Raw genomic sequence first — 19,390 nt, 5'->3', positions numbered from 1 at the left:
TGAATCTTTACTTGGCCTTCAAAGCTTTTGATATTGATTTCAAAAAAGAAATGAACATATAAACAAACTCTGACACAGAATTTTGAACATACCCCAAGAATTTATGATTTTACTATATAAAATGGCTATAAATCTTATAATGTTGGCTTCATAGCTTACAAGAATGACATTTTTTGTTACAATTTTGGGTTAAATACCTACAAGGATGGCGTTTTGACTTACAAGATTGGGTCAAAATCTTACAAGGTTGGCATTTTGACTTACAAGGTTGGGTCAAAACCTTACAAGGATGGCGTTTTGACTTACAAGGTTGGGCCAAAATCTTACAAGGATGGCATTTTGACTTACAAGGTTGGGTCAAAACCTTACACGGATGGCGTTTTGAGTTACAAGATTGGTTTAATTCCTTACAAAGAGTGTAATAGGTGATTTTAATTTCCACAACTATTGGGGAGTAAATTACACTGTGCGGGTATACTAAGCTCAATTTCAGAATCGATAAGTGATAATAAAAATAAACACTTTAAAGGCACTATATCATTAGATTTATTTTTTGTAATATACCATTCCCACAAAACTTCCTCATTGGATATTGTATCACCTTCTGACAAAAACATATTAGTAGGAACATAAACACTAACTTCATATTTATCATACACCATAACCACCCTATACCAATCTACTACATTTGAAATACTACTAACATCAACAAATTCACCTTTAATAGGTGGCTTAAAGCTTTGACCCAATGAATCACCCATACTTATTGAAAAAGCATTAATTATTTGCTCTTTTTCTCCATTAATATACAAGGTAATCTTAATGAGATTTGTTGAACATGACTGTGAAGTGAGATTTTGACTTAAACACACATTTGAAACAAAAAGAATCAATATAATAATCCTAACTATCATAAACTATTTACTAGCTATCTCGAAATTTAGCATATCGTAACCAGTGAAATTTACATCATGTAAATATGATAAATTATCTCAACTTAAAACAATATAACTCTTTACAATAGTTGCCAGGATTTAGTTCCTTATTATTGCAACGCTCGGCATAGTTCAAGTAAACTTGACTCTGCTCTCTCTTAACGCAATAATTGCAATCCGGATAAAATATATTATCATCCGGATTACAAAACCTTAGTTCTTATCTCAAGTGATAAAATCATTCAATCCAAACCACTGTATATGATTTACAGCACGTACATTGCACGGAAAGAATTTCCGCGCTAACAACCGTGATATATCGGAGCCTACGGGGTAGGAAATTTATCTAAATTTTTCCCATTCCTCATCTGTTATGGACTCGAGCTTTTCTATAACTACAGGAATTTGATCTTTGGCTTTAATAATATCCGGATAGTCTTTATAATACTTCTGATCTTTCTCATCCCATGTATCTAAAAAATCAATAATAGGTTGCGCCCAATACTGCTCGTAGATATCATTAGCAGATGCAGGTGTATCATTAAGTATTTTACTTAAAACAACATCGTGGTAAAATCCTATCGCAAATTTATCCCAATGAAAATAAGATGTGATTTCTTTGTTGTTAAAAACAGGTTTCCATAATGCACCAGTAGCAGCATTATCTCGTATTGTTCGTCTTATACCTTTATAACTACCGTTTTTTTCGAACCACGGAATAACAAACTCACGGAACAATTTCTCAAATTTCACAGGAGCAACATCATATGTTTTATATGACAATTCTATTTGCCCCATATATGTTAAGTCTAAATCTGAAGAGAAGGCATTATCCAAAAGAATCCTAATCAACCTTCCTTTTACTGTGTAATCTCGTTCTGCAATTTTTTCTACAAAATCAGTTATCAATATATTTTCAATATAAAGTCCGATTGAAACACCCAAAGTTCCATTCATAAGTATAAAACGCAAACCAACTTCCTTATTCTTTTTGAAGCCCTCTCTTTTTGACTTAAGATACTTAAAACCAAATTCTTTAGCCAATTCCACCATCTTAGGTTCAATATACATTTTATAGCTCATAATCTATATTAAGTTTTTTAGTTTCAATATTTAATGTCTTTTCCAGATTTGCGTTTTCAAGAATATTTGTCTCATTGAGTTTTCCAAAAATATCCTTAGCATTTGCCCCCCGTTCTCGCGGATTTAGCGCAGCGTAATCCGTGAAATTTACATCATGTAAATATGATAATTTATTTCAATTAAAAACTATCTATCATTTTTGATTAGTTGGTAGGATTTGCAATCCGGGTTTATCTACTAATTATAAGTAACCAATTTCTGTGTTTCCAAAATAACATCAAGTAAATAAGGTAACTCAGCATAATTTCTTGCTGAACTATACAGGTAATCTTCAGCATTAGCTACAATCATATCTTCAACAGGATTTTGATGTATATAATTTAATTTCTGATCAAAGAATTGATTGCTATAAATCACTTCTGCATGATTACCATCTTGCCAAACTTTATAAGTCTGATCCCTTTTTAAATGCTCACAATATTTTTGAAATAGATCAAGCATCCACTCTCTGCGGCTTTCTGGTTCTTCTTTTATCTGCTTTACTATCCTCTTTGAAGTATGTTTTTTAAAATCTCTTAATATATCTGTTAACGCATATCCTTCTGCTGCAGAACAAATCATATGCAAATGGCTACCCATCAGAACCCATCCATATATTTCTAAACCTTTATTATGCTGACAATATTTTAGCGATTCAACAATGAGCATTTTATGGTTCTTGCGAGTAAAAACATCTATCCAGCCTACTGTGGTCATGGTAACAAAGTAAGCTGCTTGATTATCGAATATTTTGTATTTATCGGACATAGGGCTATGGGGTTGATTGTTATATCTGATAAAAATAGCAAAATATATTTTCATTAATTGACCAGATTATAAATCCTTACCCTTTTGCATAAGAGATAGAATCATTCATTCCAAAATCCCTGTATATGATTTATAGCTTGCTCCCCGTTCGCGCGGATTTAGTGCAGCGTAATCCGTGAAATTTGCATCATGTAAATATGATAAATTATATCAACTTAAAACAATATAACTTTGGGGAAGAGTGGCCAGGATTTAGTTCCTTATTATTGCAACGCTCAACATAGTTCAAGTAAACTTGACTCTGCACTCTCTTAACGCAATAATTGCAATCCGGGTAAAATATATTATCATCCGGATTACAAATCCTTAGTTCTTATCTCAAGTGATAAAATCATTCAATCCAAACCCCTATATATGATTTACAGCACGCACATTGCATGGAAAAAATTTCCGCCTAACAAACGTGATATATCCGAGCCTACAGGGGGGCGACTATAACCCACTACAATTCTCTTCTATCCATATCCCATCTTTCTTCAAATACACAATCTCATCAGTATTAAATGGAAAGCCTTCAATGGGTTTTCTAACTTCCCAAATACTATTTATTTCATCTAACTCTTTAAAAACGGCATGATATCTACCTGGTTCTGCAAATCCAACTCCAAAATGCTCTGCCTCTTCAGCCGTTATTGGCTCAAGTGTATACTTACCATCAATCAAATTCCAAATTCGCATTGAATAGCCGTCAATTTCACCCCATGTTTCTATTTTAAATGCACTATCTATTCTTTTCTTTCTAACAACTTTTGTATAATATTCATGACCTTGTATATACTCTGGAACAAATCCTAAATTCACATCCTCAATATCATGACTCACTAATGTTTTGTAATCTGTACTATAACCATACAACTTACCTTTATATTCCGCATATGAATATCGCAACCTTAATTCTATCATACTATTAATATTTTATAAATATTTCATGTTTCGCATCAAATACACCAACTAACCTTTCTGTACCATCATCAAGAGTTTCATAAATGGCCGCTCTTTTAAATTGTGCTCCACCACTTACTTGCAATTCAGGCACACCTAAAACACCATTACTACCCGCAGTGAAACCATGACCAGTATTGGGATATTTTGTTGCACTAGGTAAACCAATTTTACTTGTTTCATCTGTTGTGAAACGGAGTTTATACTTTGCATTTGATGGTGTAAAAGTATTATCAATAGAATTATAATCCCCGTTCGCGAAAATTTAGCATAGCGTAATCCGTGAAATTAACATCATGTAAATATGATAAATTATCTCAACTTAAAACAATATAACTTTTGGGAAGAATGGCCAGGATTTAGTTCCTTATTATTGCAACGCTCAGCATAGTTAAAGTAAACTTGACTCTGCACTCTCTTAACGCAATAATTGCAATCCGGTATTTAATCACAAAACACATAATCCACCCTACATTACAATTTATTTTTACCAAAACCGTTTAAAATAAATATCTTTGAATTCTAATAAACAGGAATTTCTTATTATGAAGATTATTTATAAATATATCATACTTTTTTTATTGAGTGTTGTTGCTATTAATACCAATGCTCAAATTATTGCAAATGGTAATACTGATCAGGCTACTTCAAATTCTGGTGCCCCCATTTTTCTTTTTTCAGATTTATCAAGCGGTTCTTTAAGTGTAAGCACTTTGCCTGAAAGTACCTATACCTGGTATACATACTCTGGAACAGGTTGGAACCAAATTCAAAGTAGCAATAATCCTACTTTAACAACTTCATTACTAGAAACCGGTTACAGGGTTGTTAGAAACAACACTACCTCAACTGATGAATTTTTCTGTTGGGTATTTCAACCTGAAATAATTTCAGCTGAAATAGAAACCACAACTTTTGATTGTATAAATCTTGACCTTGCTGTAATTCCCCAAGTTAAAACGCTTACATATTATAATTTCACAAATGGATCCCCTATTACATTAGATTATTCATACTCGTATCAATGGGAATCCTTGCCAGCCGGAGAAATTGATGGCTCAACAGAAGCCATTCCTGAAATTACTTCTCCTTATGAAAATACAAGTTACACAGTTAATCTGAGTGCATTTAATGGAGCTGCTACAACAACAGCAACAATAGATATTGAAGCTATAGCTGTTTCAGCTGCATTCTCATTTACACCAACGGACAGAGAAAACTATAACGAACTTCAAGAACTTAATTATAAAGGATCTGCACCTATGTCTGTTGCCTTTGAAAGTGAGTCATTAGGCACTATTACTGATTACGAATGGAACTTTATTAAAAATGCATTCGGAGATGATGAAGCTTACACCTATGCTCCACATTTAGAGCCCAACACCAACTTTACCTTTGAAGAAATTGGAACTTACAATATTACACTCACTGTTTCTAACATTTTTAGTGGATGCTCGAATATTAAAGAAATTGATACACCTTTAGAAGTAATAGAAATAAAACTTGAGGCTCCAAACGTTTTTACACCTAACGGTGATGGTATCAATGATGAATTTGTAGTAGTTTATCGATCTATTAAAAGCTTTAAAATGGTAATCGTAAATCGTTGGGGAAGAAAGGTTTTTACTACCACAAATCCGGCCGAAGGTTGGGATGGCAAAATTAGCGGAAGAGAAGCCTCTGAAGGAGTCTATTTTTACTACATAGAAGCCAAAGGATTTAATGAAGGTGAAACATTAGAGAAAAAAGGACCATTACATTTAATCAGAGGAAAAAAATAACCCATAAAAAATCCGGTATCAGAAAACAAATACCGGATTAATCATCAACAATTCACTAGAGGAATATTATACCTCCGCTAACTCTTTCTGGTAATCAGCAAGAAGTTGTTCCTGAACATCATGTGGCACAATATCGTATTTTGCAAATTTTAAAGTAAACATTGCTCTACCCCCAGTTATTGAACTTAACGACGTAGAATATTTATCCATTTCTTTTAATGGAACTTTAGCCTTAATTACCTCAAATCCTTTTTCACTATTCATTCCTTCAATTAATGCACGGCGACCTTGTAAGTCACTCATCACATCTCCCATCCTGTCCGAAGGAACTTTTACTTCAACATCATAAACAGGCTCAAGAATTTTTGGTCCAGCCTCTCTAAAAGCAGTGCTAAATGCATTCCTTCCTGCCAGTTTAAATGAAATTTCATTTGAGTCTACCGCATGCATTTTACCATCATAAACACAAACTCTGATATCACGGGCATATGAACCTGTCAATGGACCTTCTTCCATTTTTTCCATAATACCTTTTAAAATAGCTGGTAAAAAGCGTGCATCAATAGCTCCACCCACAATACAATTATGGAAAATAAGTTTACCTCCCCAAGGAAGCTTCACTGTTTCTGTTCCCCTAACATTCATCTTAAATTCCTGACCATTGAATTTATAAGATGTTGGATCTGGCATCCCTTCTTCGTATGGCTCAATAACCATATGAACTTCTCCAAACTGACCTGAACCTCCTGATTGCTTTTTATGTCGGTAATCTGCTCTTGCCGCTCTGGTTATTGTTTCGCGATAAGGAATTTTTGGACGATCAAAAACAACAGCCAATTTATCGTTATTCTCAATACGCCATTTCATTGTATTCAAATGAAACTCCCCTTGTCCGTACACAATAATTTGTTTTAACTCCTTAGAATATTCAATAATAAGAGTCGGGTCCTCCTCATGCATACGTTGTAATACTTCACCTAATTTTTCATCATCATGTTCATTTATTGGTCTGATGGCAGTTCTGAACTTATAGTCCGGATAATGAATAGGCTCAAATACATAATTACAACCCTTATCATTTAAGGTATCATTTGTTTTTGTTTCTTTCAGTTTAACTGTAGCACCAATATCTCCGGCAACCAGTTCACTAATTTTAGTTCTGTTACTACCTGCCACACAATATAGCTGTGATAATCTTTCTTTAGCACCTTTGGTCATATTAACCAGATCCATTCCTTCTGCCACTTTACCCGACATTACTTTAAAGAACGACACTTCGCCTAAGTGAGGCTCTATACTGGTTTTAAATACAAATATTGATGCAGGTCCTTCTGATGAACAGCTAACTTCTTCTGCATCTTTAGTAATAGGTTTTGGCATTTCAGACACAAATGGAACAATATTTCCTAAAAACTCCATCAGGCGCCTTACACCCATATCTTTAATTGCAGAAACACAGAATACTGGAAATAAATCGCGGGCAATAAGTCCTTTTTTCATTCCTGATCTCATCTGATCTTCATCCAATGTTCCTTTGTCAAAGAAAAGTTCCATTAAATCTTCATCATTTTCAGCAGCAGCTTCAACCAATGCGTTATGCAGTTCATCAGCTCTCTCCTTTTGATCTGCAGGGATATCTAAAATTTCAGGTTTTCCTCCATTTGGTCCCCACTGATACATCTTCATTTTTAATACATCTACAAGCGCATTAAAACCTTCTCCTACACTTACTGGGTATTGTACAATAACTACTTTACTTCCAAAACTTTCAACGGCCTGCTCAATAGTCTGTTCAAAATTTGATTTTTCGTGATCAAGCTGGTTTGCTATAAAAATAACCGGCTTCTTATATTGTTCGGTATATCTAAAGAGATTTTGTGTTCCTACTTCAACACCTTGAGTCGTATTTAATAACATCAAAGCTGTATCTGTTACATTTAAAGAAGTTACAGCTCCTGTAATAAAGTCGTCAGAACCGGGACAATCAATAAAATTGATTTTCTTTTCCAGCCATTCGGTATACATAACTGATGAAAAAACTGAGTAACCATACTCATGCTCCACCTTGTGATAATCAGACACTGTACTATTGTTGTCGATATTGCCTCTGCGGTCAATAACACCACCCTCAAGTAACATAGCCTCGGCGAGGGTGGTTTTACCCGAGCCAGCACTACCAAGTAGGGCTATGTTCTTAATTTGATTTGCTTGATATACCTTCATAAAACTTAAATTTGCGGTCCTCTTAACAATCAAATTTCAACATTAAAGTACAGCCCAACGTTCCAGGCTTTATAATCACTGTAAATGCATGAATATTTAAATTTCGGAGATGACCATGTTAATAAATTAAGGGATGAAGAGATCAATATTTGTTACCAAAGTATTCATCTCCAGGGATTGTCTTCAAAATTAGCAATATTTAGATAAGAACCAAGTAATCTGACGTTAAAGTTCATTGGTTCTGCAAAGTTTTTCAACCCAATTCAAAATTTTATCGAATCTTCAGTTTTTTCATTTCCCTTATTGATAGTGTCCGTATTAAGTCGTAATTTGAGCCTTGATGCACTAGTCGCATTTTGGTGTTTTCATATGCCTGGTTTGAATGATTTTTAGTGCAACAGATAACCGAAAGGACTAATGGTATAACATGGATCACCGCTATTAACCTTAACACAACACATTATGAATATAGAGGGAAAAGGGAAGAAACTGAAGATTATTATTCCAGAGGCAGATAAGGTATATCAACGTTCATTATATGAGGCCATAGTTTTTGCAGCCAAAAAATACACTCTGGCAGGAACCACCGTAACAAAAGGCTTTATGGGATATGGAGCAAACGGACTGGCCGATTCATCAAAAGCATTTGACATTTCGCACGAACCTCCTATTATAATTGAAATTGTAGATAAACAGGAACGCATTGAAGATTTTTCAAAAGTTGTTGCAGGACTTCTGGAAAAAGCAGATGGAGCCGGAATTATTTATATTGAGGATGTTGATATTGTAGCCTATCGTAAACACGAAAAAGCAAAAGTATATTAGTGCTTTAAGATATATCAGTTTTATTTGGAGATGTTGTTAAATGCTATTTATTTTGGCACTATGAAACAACTATGCCGAAAATTTATAGCTCTGGCAATCCTTATACTTGCCCTGTTACCTGTGTATTCACAAAATATGATCAAAACAAAAGTTCCTAAACTGGTTGTTTTTGTTAATATCGATGAATTACAAACCGAGCATCTCTTAAAATTCAAGAATAAATTTACGAAACACGGATTTAATCAGATTATTGAAAGAGGTACCTTCTTTCACAACTCTGATTATGAAACTTCCACCACTTATAAGGGAACCAAGCTTACAAATTTTTATACCGGCACCTATCCTGGTATGCATGGTATTATCAGCGACAAGTGGTATACTTTAAACCAACCAAACATTTCAAAGGCTTATTCATTTAATGCTGCCGATGCAGTAAATCATCCGGATTCCGGCTATTTCAGCACTTCTGAAATTCTTTCGAGCACAATAGCTGATGAACTGTTAATCATGAACCGGGGCAAATCAAAAGTTGCCTCTGTGGGAATTACACCTGAAGACATTGCTTTCCTTTCGCATTCTGATCAAACATCTCAATATTGGTTCGACAGAACAACAGGAAAAATGGTTTGCTCTTCTAAAGATTCATTGCAACAATGGGTTCAGAAGTTTAATTCAATGAAGTTTGCGGATATGTATATCAATCGTCAATGGGGACCGGCTTTTGACCTTAGAAACTACAATGAGTTTGTTACTGGTGGTGATAAGGAAATGAGGCATTTTATGTACGATTTAAAAGCTCCTGATCATAGTTTGATGCCATACAGTAAATTACCAGGAACTCCTTTTGAAAATTATCTAATACGAGATTTTGCTGCCTCTCTCGTTATTAATGAAAACCTGGGCAAAGATGAGTTTACGGATATTCTTTCTGTTAATTTTACATGCAAACCATTTATTGAAGACGAAATTGAGCTCTTTGATGCAGAAGTGGAAGACATGTTATTAAGATTAGATGAGCAAATCGAATCCTTTATTCAAGTTATAAAAGACAATGTAGGACTGGAACAAACCTTATTCATCTTTACATCTACACCTACTATTAATTGGGGCTTAAAAACATTGCAAAACAATAATATTAGCACTGGTTATTTTAACGGACAAAAAACATCGGCACTGCTTAATTTATATTTAATGGCTATTTATGGCCAGGGGAAATGGGTTAAAGGCTATGAAAACAAGCAGTTCTATTTAAATCACGAACTCATTAAAGAAAAGGATATTTCTTTTGAAGAGATACAAGATAAAGCTGCCAGATTTTTACTTGAAGTTTCCGGTGTGCAAAACACCATAACAGGCATTAATTTAAGAACCAATAATTATACAAACGGAGTTTATGGCCTGATGCAGAAATCCTATTACTTTGGTCGTTCAGGCGATTTATTTGTATCACTTAAACCCGGTTGGATTGAAGAGATTAAAGAGAATCAGAAACACTCATTTAAATCAAACCGATGCACCATACCAATGATATTTTTTGGCTGGAACATCAATCCTGCTCAGATCGTTGATAAGGTAAAAATGATTGATGTGGCACCAACTATTTCAACAATTCTTGAAATACCAAAACCCAATGGTGCCATAGGAAAGCCTATCAACGAAATTATAAAACAGATAGACCTTAAGAACTAAGATTCAGGCCTGAATTCGATTTATATTGAATTCAGGTTCTAGTATGCTGATACTATTTCTTTAAACTCCTTTAGTAAGGATAGATCTTTTTCAAAAGCATTACCAACAACAATAATATCAGCACCTGCATCACAGGCTGCTTTTACTTTTTCCTTGGTATTTAACCCACCTCCAACAATCAGCGGAATAGAAATATTTTGCTTAACCGCCTCAATCATTTCTACCGGAACCGGATTCAACGCCCCACTTCCACCCTCAAGGTAGATAAGTTTTTGTCCCAGCATCTCTCCTGCCATAGCTGTTGCAACGGCTATATCTGTTTTTAGAGCCGGAATTGGTTTTGTTTGACTCATATATTCAACAGAGGTAGTTGTACCTCCATCAATTAATATATAACCTGTAGAAATCACTTCCATACCTGAACTTCGAATAACCGGAGCTGAAGCCACATGATTACCAATAAGAAGTTCCGGATTACGACCTGAGATTAATGAAATAAATAATATTCCATCTGCATTAGTTGTAAGTTGTAACAGGCTTCCGGGGAATAGTAGTACAGGAATTGACAGATGTTTCTTTAAAACATCAACTGTGCTTTCTGTTTTCTTTGTAACCAAACTCCCTCCTACCAAAATAAGATCCGGAGCAGCGGTTTCCATTGCAGTAATAATCTTCAGAATGTTCTCTTCCGGAAACTTATCCGGATCAATAAGAACACAAAATACTTTCTTGTTCGCCTTCTTTTTATCTAAAACTGATTCTAAAATCATAAAAACACCTTAACAATGGTAAACCAAATAAAAATCTTTGGAAGTAATATATTTATAGGTCAACTCAACCTCTTTATTCAAACAAAACAATGCATTTATATCACCTTCTTCGCTTAATTTGAAAGGATAACACTTCAGATCCCGATTGAAAATAACACTTTTTTCATCGAAGATTTTATACATCGCTTCCTTCAAGCTCCATAATAATGTAAAATATTGGAGCTGTTGCGATTCTGGAATAAATGCTTTTTCATCTGCACTAACAAACCTGTCATACACTTTAATAACTCGTTCACTGGGATGCTCAATATCCACTCCTGAGAACTCACTTTCTGACAATGCAACTGCAGCAAAACCTTTTGTATGGCTAATGCTTAAATTAAACGATGAATTCTCTAAAACCGGTCTTCCTGAATCCAGATAGCTTATTACCGGATCTTTCTGAAGTAATGCTTTTAACAAACATCGAGTGGCCAAAAATTCTAATTTACGCTTATCTAACCTAAAGGAATTAAGCCTGTCCATTTCTGCTCCACTCAAATTCAACTGCAGCAATAGTTCTTCAACAGATTCAGTAATCTCCCATACCGCTAATATCCCGCCATTAGCTTCTTCCTTTTTTAAATATACAGGCATTACTTTGTTTTAGGTAAAGATTTCCACTCAAAGGTTTCCATCATATGCATGATATCCTCTTTTACAAAATCAACCACTGGTGCTAAAGAATCTTTATTGGGAATGGCATTAAAATATAATGAACCACGAAGAAAATTACGAACACTATCTGTTAAAAAGAACTGAATTGAAGATGCAGCATCTCCTTTTATATCGTACAAAATACCATATACTTTTTTTTCCGGAGCCATAAAAAGCTTTTCGCCAATTGCATCTGCTTTAATAGAGTGCTTATAGGCTAACTTTCTGTTGTCTTCCAGCATATCAGCCAAATTATTTTTAACAACCTTATAACTCAGGTGAATTTTACCATTATAAGCAGGATAATCGATGTTGATCCAATAAGGCTCAGCATTTACAGCTTTATCCTGTATGATTCTTGTATATTGAGGATATTCAAAAAAGTAAGGATATTTATTTTCTAGAGAATCATATTTATGTTCAGGAAATGAAATTCTAAAATACGCTCTTGGTTTAGGTGTAGGTGTATTTTTACAACTCCAAACCAATAACATAAGTATAGCCAAAGTAACACCTCTTTTTATTAATATCTTAAATTGCATAGCTTACTTATGATTTTTGTTTTTTATGTTCGTATTTTACTTTTTTAATTCTTCTGGAATCCACAGATGTAACCGTAAATGAATGTGAACCAAAACTAATTTTTTCATTCTTATCCGGTATCTCTCCTTTCATTTCTAAAAGTAATCCGGCTAAGGTTTCAGCCTCACCTTTAATTCCATCAAAAACATTTTCACTGATCTCGGTCACTTTATAAAAGTCATTCAATAAAGTTTTGCCTTCAAATAATATACTACCATCAGGCTGTAATGCATAAAGTGATTCTTCATCATCCATTTCGTCACTTATTTCACCAACAATCTCCTCCAGAATATCTTCCAGAGAAACAATTCCTGATGTTCCTCCATACTCATCAACCACAATTGCCAGGTGAACTTTATTCAACTGAAACTCCTCTAATAAATCATCTATCTTTTTGGTTTCAGGAATAAAATATGGTGCCCGCATTAATTGTTGCCAATCAAAATTCTCACCTTCATTTAAATATGGCAATAAATCTTTTACATAAAGCACACCTTTAACATTATCCGGGGTATTTTCAAAAATCGGAATTCTACTATAACCGGAATCAATAATAACAGAGAGTACTTTATTGTAATTGCTGGTAATATCAATGTCAATTACATCTATTCTGGGCGTCATAATTTCTGCGGCACTGATATTTCCAAACTTCACAATTCCTTCCAGAATATCTTTTTCATCTGTAATTTCATCACTGGTTAACTCGAGAGCCTGTGAGATATCATCCAACGAAATCATGGTTGATTTTTTTGCAATCCTTCTGTTTACAAAATTTGAAGAACTCACTAGTAGTATACTCAATGGACTAAAAACTCCTTTTATGACCATGATGGGATAAGCCATCACTTCAGCAAAACGTTTTGAGAATTTAGATGCATAAACTTTTGGTAAGATCTCACCAAAAAACAGAATTATTGCTGTAATACCAATTACTTCAACAACAAACTTAATCCATTCAGGTTTACCAAAATGCACTAATGAATTGGTAATAAATGCTGATAAAATTACAATTCCTACGTTTACAAAATTATTGCCTATAAGGATTGTTGCTAACAGCTGCTCCGGATTTTTTAGATGCTGTAATATTTTTTTACTCGTCTTATTATTCATCTCTTCAATTTCACTAATATCCTGAGGACTTAATGAAAAGTATGCTACTTCTGATCCAGATAGCAATGCAGAAAAGCACAGGAGAATAAACAATGCAAATATTGCCACTGATGTTCCTATTGTTAATGGCAAAAATTCAACAGCCATCATTGATGGCAATATATTTGAAATAATCAGGTCCGTTTCCAAGAATAAAATGATTAAGTGAATATTTAGAATGGTAAATCATCCTGATCTGAAGATTCACCAAGAATATCATCATGGCCCATTGTATTAGGCATTTGATTCTGATTCATCGGAGAATTATGATTTGGCATCTGTTGTTCCATTGTATTGGATGGTCCGTTGCTACCTGGATTATCAGACTTACGGCCTAACAACTGTATATTATCAGCATAAACCTCTGTGGTATATCTCTTGTTACCATCTTTATCATCCCACGATCTCGTACGAAGTTTACCCTCAATAAAAATCTGGGTTCCTTTTTTAACGTAGCTTTCAACAACCTTTGCCAAACCACCCCACACTACAACATTGTGCCATTCTGTACGGTCAGGAATTTGCTGACCGGAACTAGTTGTAAAACCACGCTCTGTTGTAGCAAGTGGAAAATTAGCTACAGCTCTGTCGTTTTCAAAATATCTTATTTCAGGATCCTTTCCTACGTTTCCTATTAAAATTACTTTATTTACTGACATATTCTTTTTTCAATTTTCTTTAAGAATGATAAAAATACAAAACTTAAATTCGTTTACAAATATACCATGAATAAGTATTATTGCTTATTAAATTGTACATTATAATATATGCTTACAAAAATTATCCAGTGGCTTAGGTAATGCATATTCTCCTATATCATTGAAATTTATTAACTGATAGTCAGGTGGTAAATTAGTATTATCAAACTTCACCTGTAAACTTATGATTCGAATATATAATGTTTGATGTGTCAGTTTATGCTTACTGCTGTTTACAGAATTTATAGTAGCTCCTTTAATAAATGCATAATTACAATTGCTTAAAACAATCTCTTCTGATTCTTCTTTACTCGTTTCTATTAGAGGAAATTGATACAATCCTTTCCAAATATCATTTTCATTGCGTCTTTGAATAATTGTTTGATTGTTTTGATCAATAACAAATAGAAAGTTCAGGAACCGATGTCTTATTTTTAGCTTTTTTTCTTTTACCGGAAGCTTATCAACCATACCGGTTTTTAAGGCAACACACTCTAATTTAAACATACAACCATTACATTTCGGAAGTTTTGGAGTACAATATATGGCACCAAATTCCATCAATGCCTGATTAAAAGTTCCATGATCTCCATCATCATTGAGTTCGTGAGCTAACGTTTCTACTTCCTTTTTCCCTTTAGAGCTATTAATAGGTGTATCAATACCAAAAATCCTCGTCAATACTCTGAATACATTCCCATCCACCACAGTTCGGTGTTCATTATAACAAATAGAACTAATTGCAGCTGCTGTATATGGTCCTATTCCTTTTAATTTGATCAACTGATCATAGTTATTTGGGAATTCACCTTTCAAATTGTAAGCAACCTCTTTTGCCGCCGCATGCATATTTCTGGCCCTGGAATAATACCCCAGTCCTTCCCATTGCTTAAGCACTTCATCTTCAGCTGCATTTGCCAAATCGAACACTGTTGGAAAGCAATTTACAAAGTTGATATAGTAATTTAATCCTTGATTTACACGGGTTTGCTGAAGTATAATTTCAGATACCCAAACCTTGTAAGGATCGCTTGTTTTACGCCATGGAAGATCACGTTCATTCTGTTTATACCACACAATCAGGCCTCTACTGAATCTTGACATTGAATTAATTTTTATCAAAAATAACCTTTTTGTTTTTTTTTATTTCGAAATCGTTATATCTTTGCAGTCTGAATTTTTAGAAAATTAATGTAATTAGTTGATATAAATAATTTTAAAGAGATATGACAAAGGCTGATATCGTAAACGAGATTTCTAAGAATACTGGAATAGAAAAAGTTACAGTACAAAAAACTATTGAAGCTTTTATGGATACTATAAAAGGTTCATTAGTAAAAGGAAAGAATGTTTATTTGCGTGGATTTGGAAGTTTTATCGTTAAAGAAAGAGCAGAAAAAACAGCTCGTAACATTTCAAAAAACACAACAATCATCATTCCTAAACACTATATTCCAGCATTTAAGCCTTCTAAAACTTTTGTAACAAAAGTTAAGAACAACGTTAAGTAACTGGATATTAATAAGTAAAAAAGTTGGATTATGCCAAGCGGAAAGAAAAGAAAAAGACATAAGATGGCTACGCATAAGCGTAAGAAAAGGCTTAGAAAAAATAGGCACAAAAAGAAGAAGTAATCTTCACCATTTTATTTAGAAAAGATTATAAAGAACAAACATTCGAAGTTATTTCTTCTTGTTTGTTCTTTGTTTTATGTACATGTTTGAAACCTGATATAAATGTATATTAGGTGTAATAGAATTTATTGTAAATACCTACTATAGTGAGTGCAGAACTATTTGTTGATGTATCTCCCGACGAGCTTTCAATAGCATTGCTCGAAGACAGAAGGTTAGTTGAGCTAAGACGCGAACGAAGCAACGTTCAATTTACAGTGGGTGATATTTATCTCGGAAGAGTTAAAAAAATCATGCCTGGATTAAATGCTGCCTTTGTGGACGTTGGTTACGAAAAAGATGCTTTTTTGCATTACTTAGATCTTGGACCCCAGTTTCGTACACTGAAAAAGTTTCTCAACATGACCAAAACTGCCAAAAAGGGAGGAGTTGCCTTACACAAAATGAAATGCGATCCGGATATCGATAAAAACGGTACCATTTCAGAAGTTCTCTCCGTAGGTCAGGAAGTTTTGGTGCAAATAGCTAAAGAGCCCATTTCAACAAAAGGGCCAAGGTTAACTTCCGAATTGTCAATTGCAGGGCGTAACTTAGTTTTAATGCCTTTCTCAGATAAAGTTTCCGTAAGTCAAAAGATAAAATCTGCTGAAGAAAGAAACAGACTGAAAAAGTTATTACAAAGCATTAAACCCAAAAATTTTGGAGTTATCGTTCGAACTGTAGCCGAAGGCAAGAGGGTTGCTGAACTAGATAAAGAACTCAAAACACTTTGTCGACGTTGGGATGAATCAACAGCTAAGCTGTTCAACCTAAAACCTAGAGCATTGGTTATTGGTGAGATTGGACGTACCTCTGCCATTCTCAGGGATATTATGAGTCCCTCTTTTAATAGTATTTATATTTCTGATAAAGAAATGTGTAAAGAGGTAAAAGAGTACGTGGGTTTAATTTCACCCGATCGAGAAAAAATTGTGAAAGAATTCAAAGGAGACGTTCCTTTATTTGATCAATTTGGTATTGAAAAACAAATTAAATCGCTTTTTGGAAAGACCGTATCATTCAAAAGCGGGGCATATCTTATTATTGAACACACTGAAGCACTACATGTAATTGATGTGAACAGTGGCAACAGAGCTAAAACAGCTGCAAATCAGGAAAACAACGCCTTAGAGGTAAACCTTGCAGCTGCCGATGAAATTGCTCGCCAATTGCGACTTAGAGACATGGGTGGTATCATCGTTGTTGATTTTATTGATATGCAGAAAGCAGAACACCGACAAAAGGTGCATGAACGAATGAAGGAAGCTATGAACTCGGATAGAACCAAACATAACATTCTTCCTCTTAGTAAATTCGGATTAATGCAAATCACTCGTCAGCGTGTTCGACCAGAATTAGCCATTGAGACCAATGAAACGTGCCCAACTTGTTTTGGTACTGGCAAAATTGCACCAGCCATCCTGCTGGAAGAGAAATTGGAAGACAGCATTAGAAAAGCTGTTGAAGGACAAAAGAAAAGAAAATTGACCCTGAAGGTTCACCCATATTTGGGAGCTTATTTGAAAAAAGGTTTTCCATCCATATTTTTAAAATGGAAAATGAAATATTCATTTGGGCTGAAATTGATTCCTTCTGCCTCTTTAAGCTTTTTGGAGTTCAAGATCTTAGAAGAATAAAAAAAAGGGTTGTTCAAAAGAACAGCCCTTTTTCATCTTTTTATATTTTATTTTTTAAGCTCAGATGGAACTCACAAAATAGGATCATCTTCTTTTGTGAGATAAACCTACTCAAGATTCGTTTCATATCAATAAAACATATCTTTAATTAAAAGAAACATCTCCCAGATTTTTCGTTTTTTCATCCTCTTGTTCTTCCTGAAATTTAGCTCCTAAGAAGGCTAAATAATTACTGAAAGACTTAATGGCCTCCTGAGTTCCTTTGGATACCTCTTTACCTTGTAATCTTAGCAGAAACTGACTATAAATACCTGTAAGACATAATTCGATCTCATTACTTAAGCTCTTTCCTGTTTTCTCATCAAATTCCTTAATAAAGGGTAAGGTTGCATTATAAATATGACGATATGCGACTTCAGTAGATTCGTTCAGCAATTGTACATGCAGCCTGTTTAAGTCATTAACCAGATTAGAAATAACCTGTAAATGCCCTTTTTCCTGGATTTGCTCCAGTTTCATCATTTCAATGAGGTTATCATACCAATCTATTGTTTCCTGCAGCAAATCACCCGACATATTATATTGAGGGATAATACCAGTTTTAATAGCTTCAATATCGAACTTATAAGCCCTTATTAAATCCTCAATTTGCCACATATATAATATGTACTCAATAATATTACTTTGTCTTTTTTCTCTTGCTACAATCATCCTGTATCAGTTATCTGTTATTTTAAGCGCTAATATATAATGTAATGATTAGAAGTCCCAATCATCAACTTCGTCCAGTTTATCAAGCTCTCTGCGTTCTTTTTTAGTGGGTCTGCCAAGTCCCTTTCGTCTCCCCATTGCATTAGACATCCGGGTAAGTTCCATTAACTCTATTTGATCATCTGTAGTAACTTCTTTCATAAAATCAGGAACCAATTTTGCACCCATTCGCTTACCACTAATAGCCAAAACTTTAAATGAACGGGTAATAGGTGGAAATTTTACATTAATCGTCATACCAACCTTTACTACCCTGGAGTTTTTTACTGGCTGTCCATCAATCATAACCCTGCCCTTTTTTATTGCCTCTGCTGCTATACTACGGGTTTTAAACACTCTAATGGCCCACAAATACTTATCAATACGAACACCTTCATCCATAAAGCTTATTTTTTATTGTATTCATTCATAGTTCTGGAGGCGCCTATTGTAACAAACCCCTTAACCATCTTAATGGCATGATCAATTAACAATGGTAATTCTGCAAATTCACCATCTGACCATTTTCCCAACACATAATCGATCTGCTTTCCTCTGGAGTAATTATCACCTATACCAAACCTGATCCGACTGTAATTATTATGACCAAAGAGTTCTTGAATATTCTTTAATCCATTATGTCCGGCATCACTTCCTTTCTGCCGCATACGAATTGACCCGAAAGGTAATGCTAAATCATCTACTATAACCAATAGATTCTCAGGCAGAATTTTCTCCTGCTGCATCCAATATCTAATTGCTTTTCCACTTAGGTTCATGTATGTACTTGGCTTTAATAAGATTAAATTCTTTCCTTTAAACTTATAATTTGCAACAGCACCATATCTTAGGTTTTCAAATTTTAGATCCTCTTGTTTCGCAAGCTCATCTAAAACATTAAAACCAATATTATGTCTGGTATCAACATACTCACTTCCAATATTACCTAATCCCACAACTAAATACTTCATTTCGCCCGGTATCTTTTCCTTTTTATTTTTAAATAAAAACCTAAAAATCATATTTTCCGCATTAATGGTTTACGGATAAAATACAAAAGCCTCCATATTAGAAATATGGAGGCCCCAAT

General features: G+C 34.2%; 21 protein-coding genes. 6 read left to right on the top strand and 15 right to left on the bottom strand.

Going from position 1 to position 19,390, the window contains the following annotated elements; genetic code table 11:
* The first annotated feature begins 173 nt into the window (after positions 1–173).
* Positions 174–422 carry a hypothetical protein gene (locus OM075_RS18585; protein ID WP_301192046.1) on the top strand — a complete coding sequence of 83 codons (249 nt, stop codon included), beginning with the start codon at positions 174–176 and terminating at the stop codon, positions 420–422.
* A 9-nt stretch (positions 423–431) separates the two neighbouring features.
* Here OM075_RS18585 and OM075_RS18580 read toward each other — a convergent pair whose 3' ends face one another.
* The 5 genes from OM075_RS18580 to OM075_RS18560 form a co-directional block, all read right to left on the bottom strand.
* Complete coding sequence (locus tag OM075_RS18580) at positions 432–914, bottom strand: hypothetical protein (RefSeq protein ID WP_301192045.1); 483 nt, start codon at positions 912–914, stop codon at positions 432–434.
* Between the two features lie 363 nt (positions 915–1,277).
* Entirely contained in the window at positions 1,278–2,018 is a 741-nt protein-coding gene (locus OM075_RS18575; RefSeq protein WP_301192044.1) for a hypothetical protein, read from the bottom strand.
* A 237-nt stretch (positions 2,019–2,255) separates the two neighbouring features.
* The gene (locus OM075_RS18570) at positions 2,256–2,879 is read right to left on the bottom strand and encodes an REP-associated tyrosine transposase (RefSeq protein WP_301192043.1); all 624 of its coding nucleotides are present in this window, start codon (positions 2,877–2,879) and stop codon (positions 2,256–2,258) included.
* 438 nt (positions 2,880–3,317) lie between these two features.
* Positions 3,318–3,788: a UCP033725 family protein gene (locus OM075_RS18565; RefSeq protein WP_301192042.1), complete on the bottom strand. Its 471-nt coding sequence runs from the start codon at positions 3,786–3,788 to the stop codon at positions 3,318–3,320.
* Between the two features lie 4 nt (positions 3,789–3,792).
* Positions 3,793–3,921, bottom strand: coding sequence for a hypothetical protein (locus tag OM075_RS18560; protein WP_301192041.1), 129 nt, complete (start codon positions 3,919–3,921; stop codon positions 3,793–3,795).
* Positions 3,922–4,342: 421 nt separating this feature from the next.
* Here OM075_RS18560 and OM075_RS18555 point away from each other — a divergent pair, with 421 nt between their 5' ends.
* Positions 4,343–5,608, top strand: coding sequence for a T9SS type B sorting domain-containing protein (locus OM075_RS18555; protein WP_301192040.1), 1,266 nt, complete (start codon positions 4,343–4,345; stop codon positions 5,606–5,608).
* Positions 5,609–5,674: 66 nt separating this feature from the next.
* Here the strand turns inward: OM075_RS18555 and fusA2 are convergent, their stop codons facing one another.
* Positions 5,675–7,831: an elongation factor G2 gene (gene fusA2, locus OM075_RS18550; RefSeq protein WP_301192039.1), complete on the bottom strand. Its 2,157-nt coding sequence runs from the start codon at positions 7,829–7,831 to the stop codon at positions 5,675–5,677.
* A 462-nt stretch (positions 7,832–8,293) separates the two neighbouring features.
* Here fusA2 and OM075_RS18545 point away from each other — a divergent pair, with 462 nt between their 5' ends.
* Together OM075_RS18545 and OM075_RS18540 are read left to right on the top strand one after the other, a co-directional pair.
* Positions 8,294–8,656: a DUF190 domain-containing protein gene (locus OM075_RS18545; protein ID WP_301192038.1), complete on the top strand. Its 363-nt coding sequence runs from the start codon at positions 8,294–8,296 to the stop codon at positions 8,654–8,656.
* A 135-nt stretch (positions 8,657–8,791) separates the two neighbouring features.
* Entirely contained in the window at positions 8,792–10,345 is a 1,554-nt protein-coding gene (locus tag OM075_RS18540; protein WP_301192037.1) for an alkaline phosphatase family protein, read from the top strand.
* Between the two features lie 38 nt (positions 10,346–10,383).
* Here OM075_RS18540 and OM075_RS18535 read toward each other — a convergent pair whose 3' ends face one another.
* The 6 genes from OM075_RS18535 to mutY all read right to left on the bottom strand — a co-directional run bounded on the left by OM075_RS18535 (position 10,384) and on the right by mutY (position 15,344).
* Positions 10,384–11,115, bottom strand: coding sequence for a phosphoglycerol geranylgeranyltransferase (locus OM075_RS18535; protein ID WP_301192036.1), 732 nt, complete (start codon positions 11,113–11,115; stop codon positions 10,384–10,386).
* A gap of 9 nt (positions 11,116–11,124) precedes the next feature.
* Positions 11,125–11,751 carry a 4'-phosphopantetheinyl transferase family protein gene (locus tag OM075_RS18530; protein WP_301192035.1) on the bottom strand — a complete coding sequence of 209 codons (627 nt, stop codon included), beginning with the start codon at positions 11,749–11,751 and terminating at the stop codon, positions 11,125–11,127.
* Positions 11,751–12,353, bottom strand: a complete 603-nt coding sequence (gene gldD / locus OM075_RS18525) for a gliding motility lipoprotein GldD (protein WP_301192034.1) — start codon at positions 12,351–12,353, stop codon at positions 11,751–11,753. The genes OM075_RS18530 and gldD overlap by 1 nt, the downstream gene beginning before the upstream one ends.
* 7 nt (positions 12,354–12,360) lie before the next feature.
* Positions 12,361–13,692 carry a gliding motility-associated protein GldE gene (gldE, locus tag OM075_RS18520; protein WP_301192033.1) on the bottom strand — a complete coding sequence of 444 codons (1,332 nt, stop codon included), beginning with the start codon at positions 13,690–13,692 and terminating at the stop codon, positions 12,361–12,363.
* A 23-nt stretch (positions 13,693–13,715) separates the two neighbouring features.
* A complete protein-coding gene (locus tag OM075_RS18515; protein WP_301192032.1) occupies positions 13,716–14,201 on the bottom strand; it encodes a single-stranded DNA-binding protein in 486 nt (161 codons plus the stop codon).
* A gap of 99 nt (positions 14,202–14,300) precedes the next feature.
* On the bottom strand, positions 14,301–15,344 hold the full coding sequence (gene mutY, locus OM075_RS18510; RefSeq protein ID WP_301192031.1) for an A/G-specific adenine glycosylase: 1,044 nt from the start codon (positions 15,342–15,344) through the stop codon (positions 14,301–14,303).
* A 122-nt stretch (positions 15,345–15,466) separates the two neighbouring features.
* On the opposite strand from mutY, the gene OM075_RS18505 reads away from it, so the two are divergent.
* Together OM075_RS18505 and OM075_RS18500 are read left to right on the top strand one after the other, a co-directional pair.
* Positions 15,467–15,751 (top strand): HU family DNA-binding protein, encoded by a 285-nt coding sequence (locus tag OM075_RS18505; protein ID WP_301192030.1) that lies wholly within the window; start codon positions 15,467–15,469, stop codon positions 15,749–15,751.
* A gap of 269 nt (positions 15,752–16,020) precedes the next feature.
* On the top strand, positions 16,021–17,550 hold the full coding sequence (locus tag OM075_RS18500; RefSeq protein WP_301192029.1) for an Rne/Rng family ribonuclease: 1,530 nt from the start codon (positions 16,021–16,023) through the stop codon (positions 17,548–17,550).
* A 144-nt stretch (positions 17,551–17,694) separates the two neighbouring features.
* Here OM075_RS18500 and OM075_RS18495 read toward each other — a convergent pair whose 3' ends face one another.
* The 3 genes from OM075_RS18495 to pth are packed head-to-tail and all read right to left on the bottom strand — an operon-like array spanning position 17,695 to position 19,322.
* The gene (locus OM075_RS18495; RefSeq protein WP_301192028.1) at positions 17,695–18,261 is read right to left on the bottom strand and encodes a DUF4924 family protein; all 567 of its coding nucleotides are present in this window, start codon (positions 18,259–18,261) and stop codon (positions 17,695–17,697) included.
* Positions 18,262–18,309: 48 nt separating this feature from the next.
* A complete protein-coding gene (locus OM075_RS18490; protein WP_301192027.1) occupies positions 18,310–18,702 on the bottom strand; it encodes an RNA-binding S4 domain-containing protein in 393 nt (130 codons plus the stop codon).
* A gap of 5 nt (positions 18,703–18,707) precedes the next feature.
* Entirely contained in the window at positions 18,708–19,322 is a 615-nt protein-coding gene (gene pth / locus OM075_RS18485; RefSeq protein ID WP_301192026.1) for an aminoacyl-tRNA hydrolase, read from the bottom strand.
* Positions 19,323–19,390 lie beyond the last annotated feature (68 nt).

The organism is Plebeiibacterium sediminum (genome assembly GCF_026013605.1).
Classification (GTDB): Bacteria; Bacteroidota; Bacteroidia; order Bacteroidales; family Marinilabiliaceae; genus Saccharicrinis; species Saccharicrinis sediminus.
The sequence above is the reverse complement of the archived record's forward strand: the minus strand, read 5'-3'. Positions and strand labels throughout refer to the sequence as shown.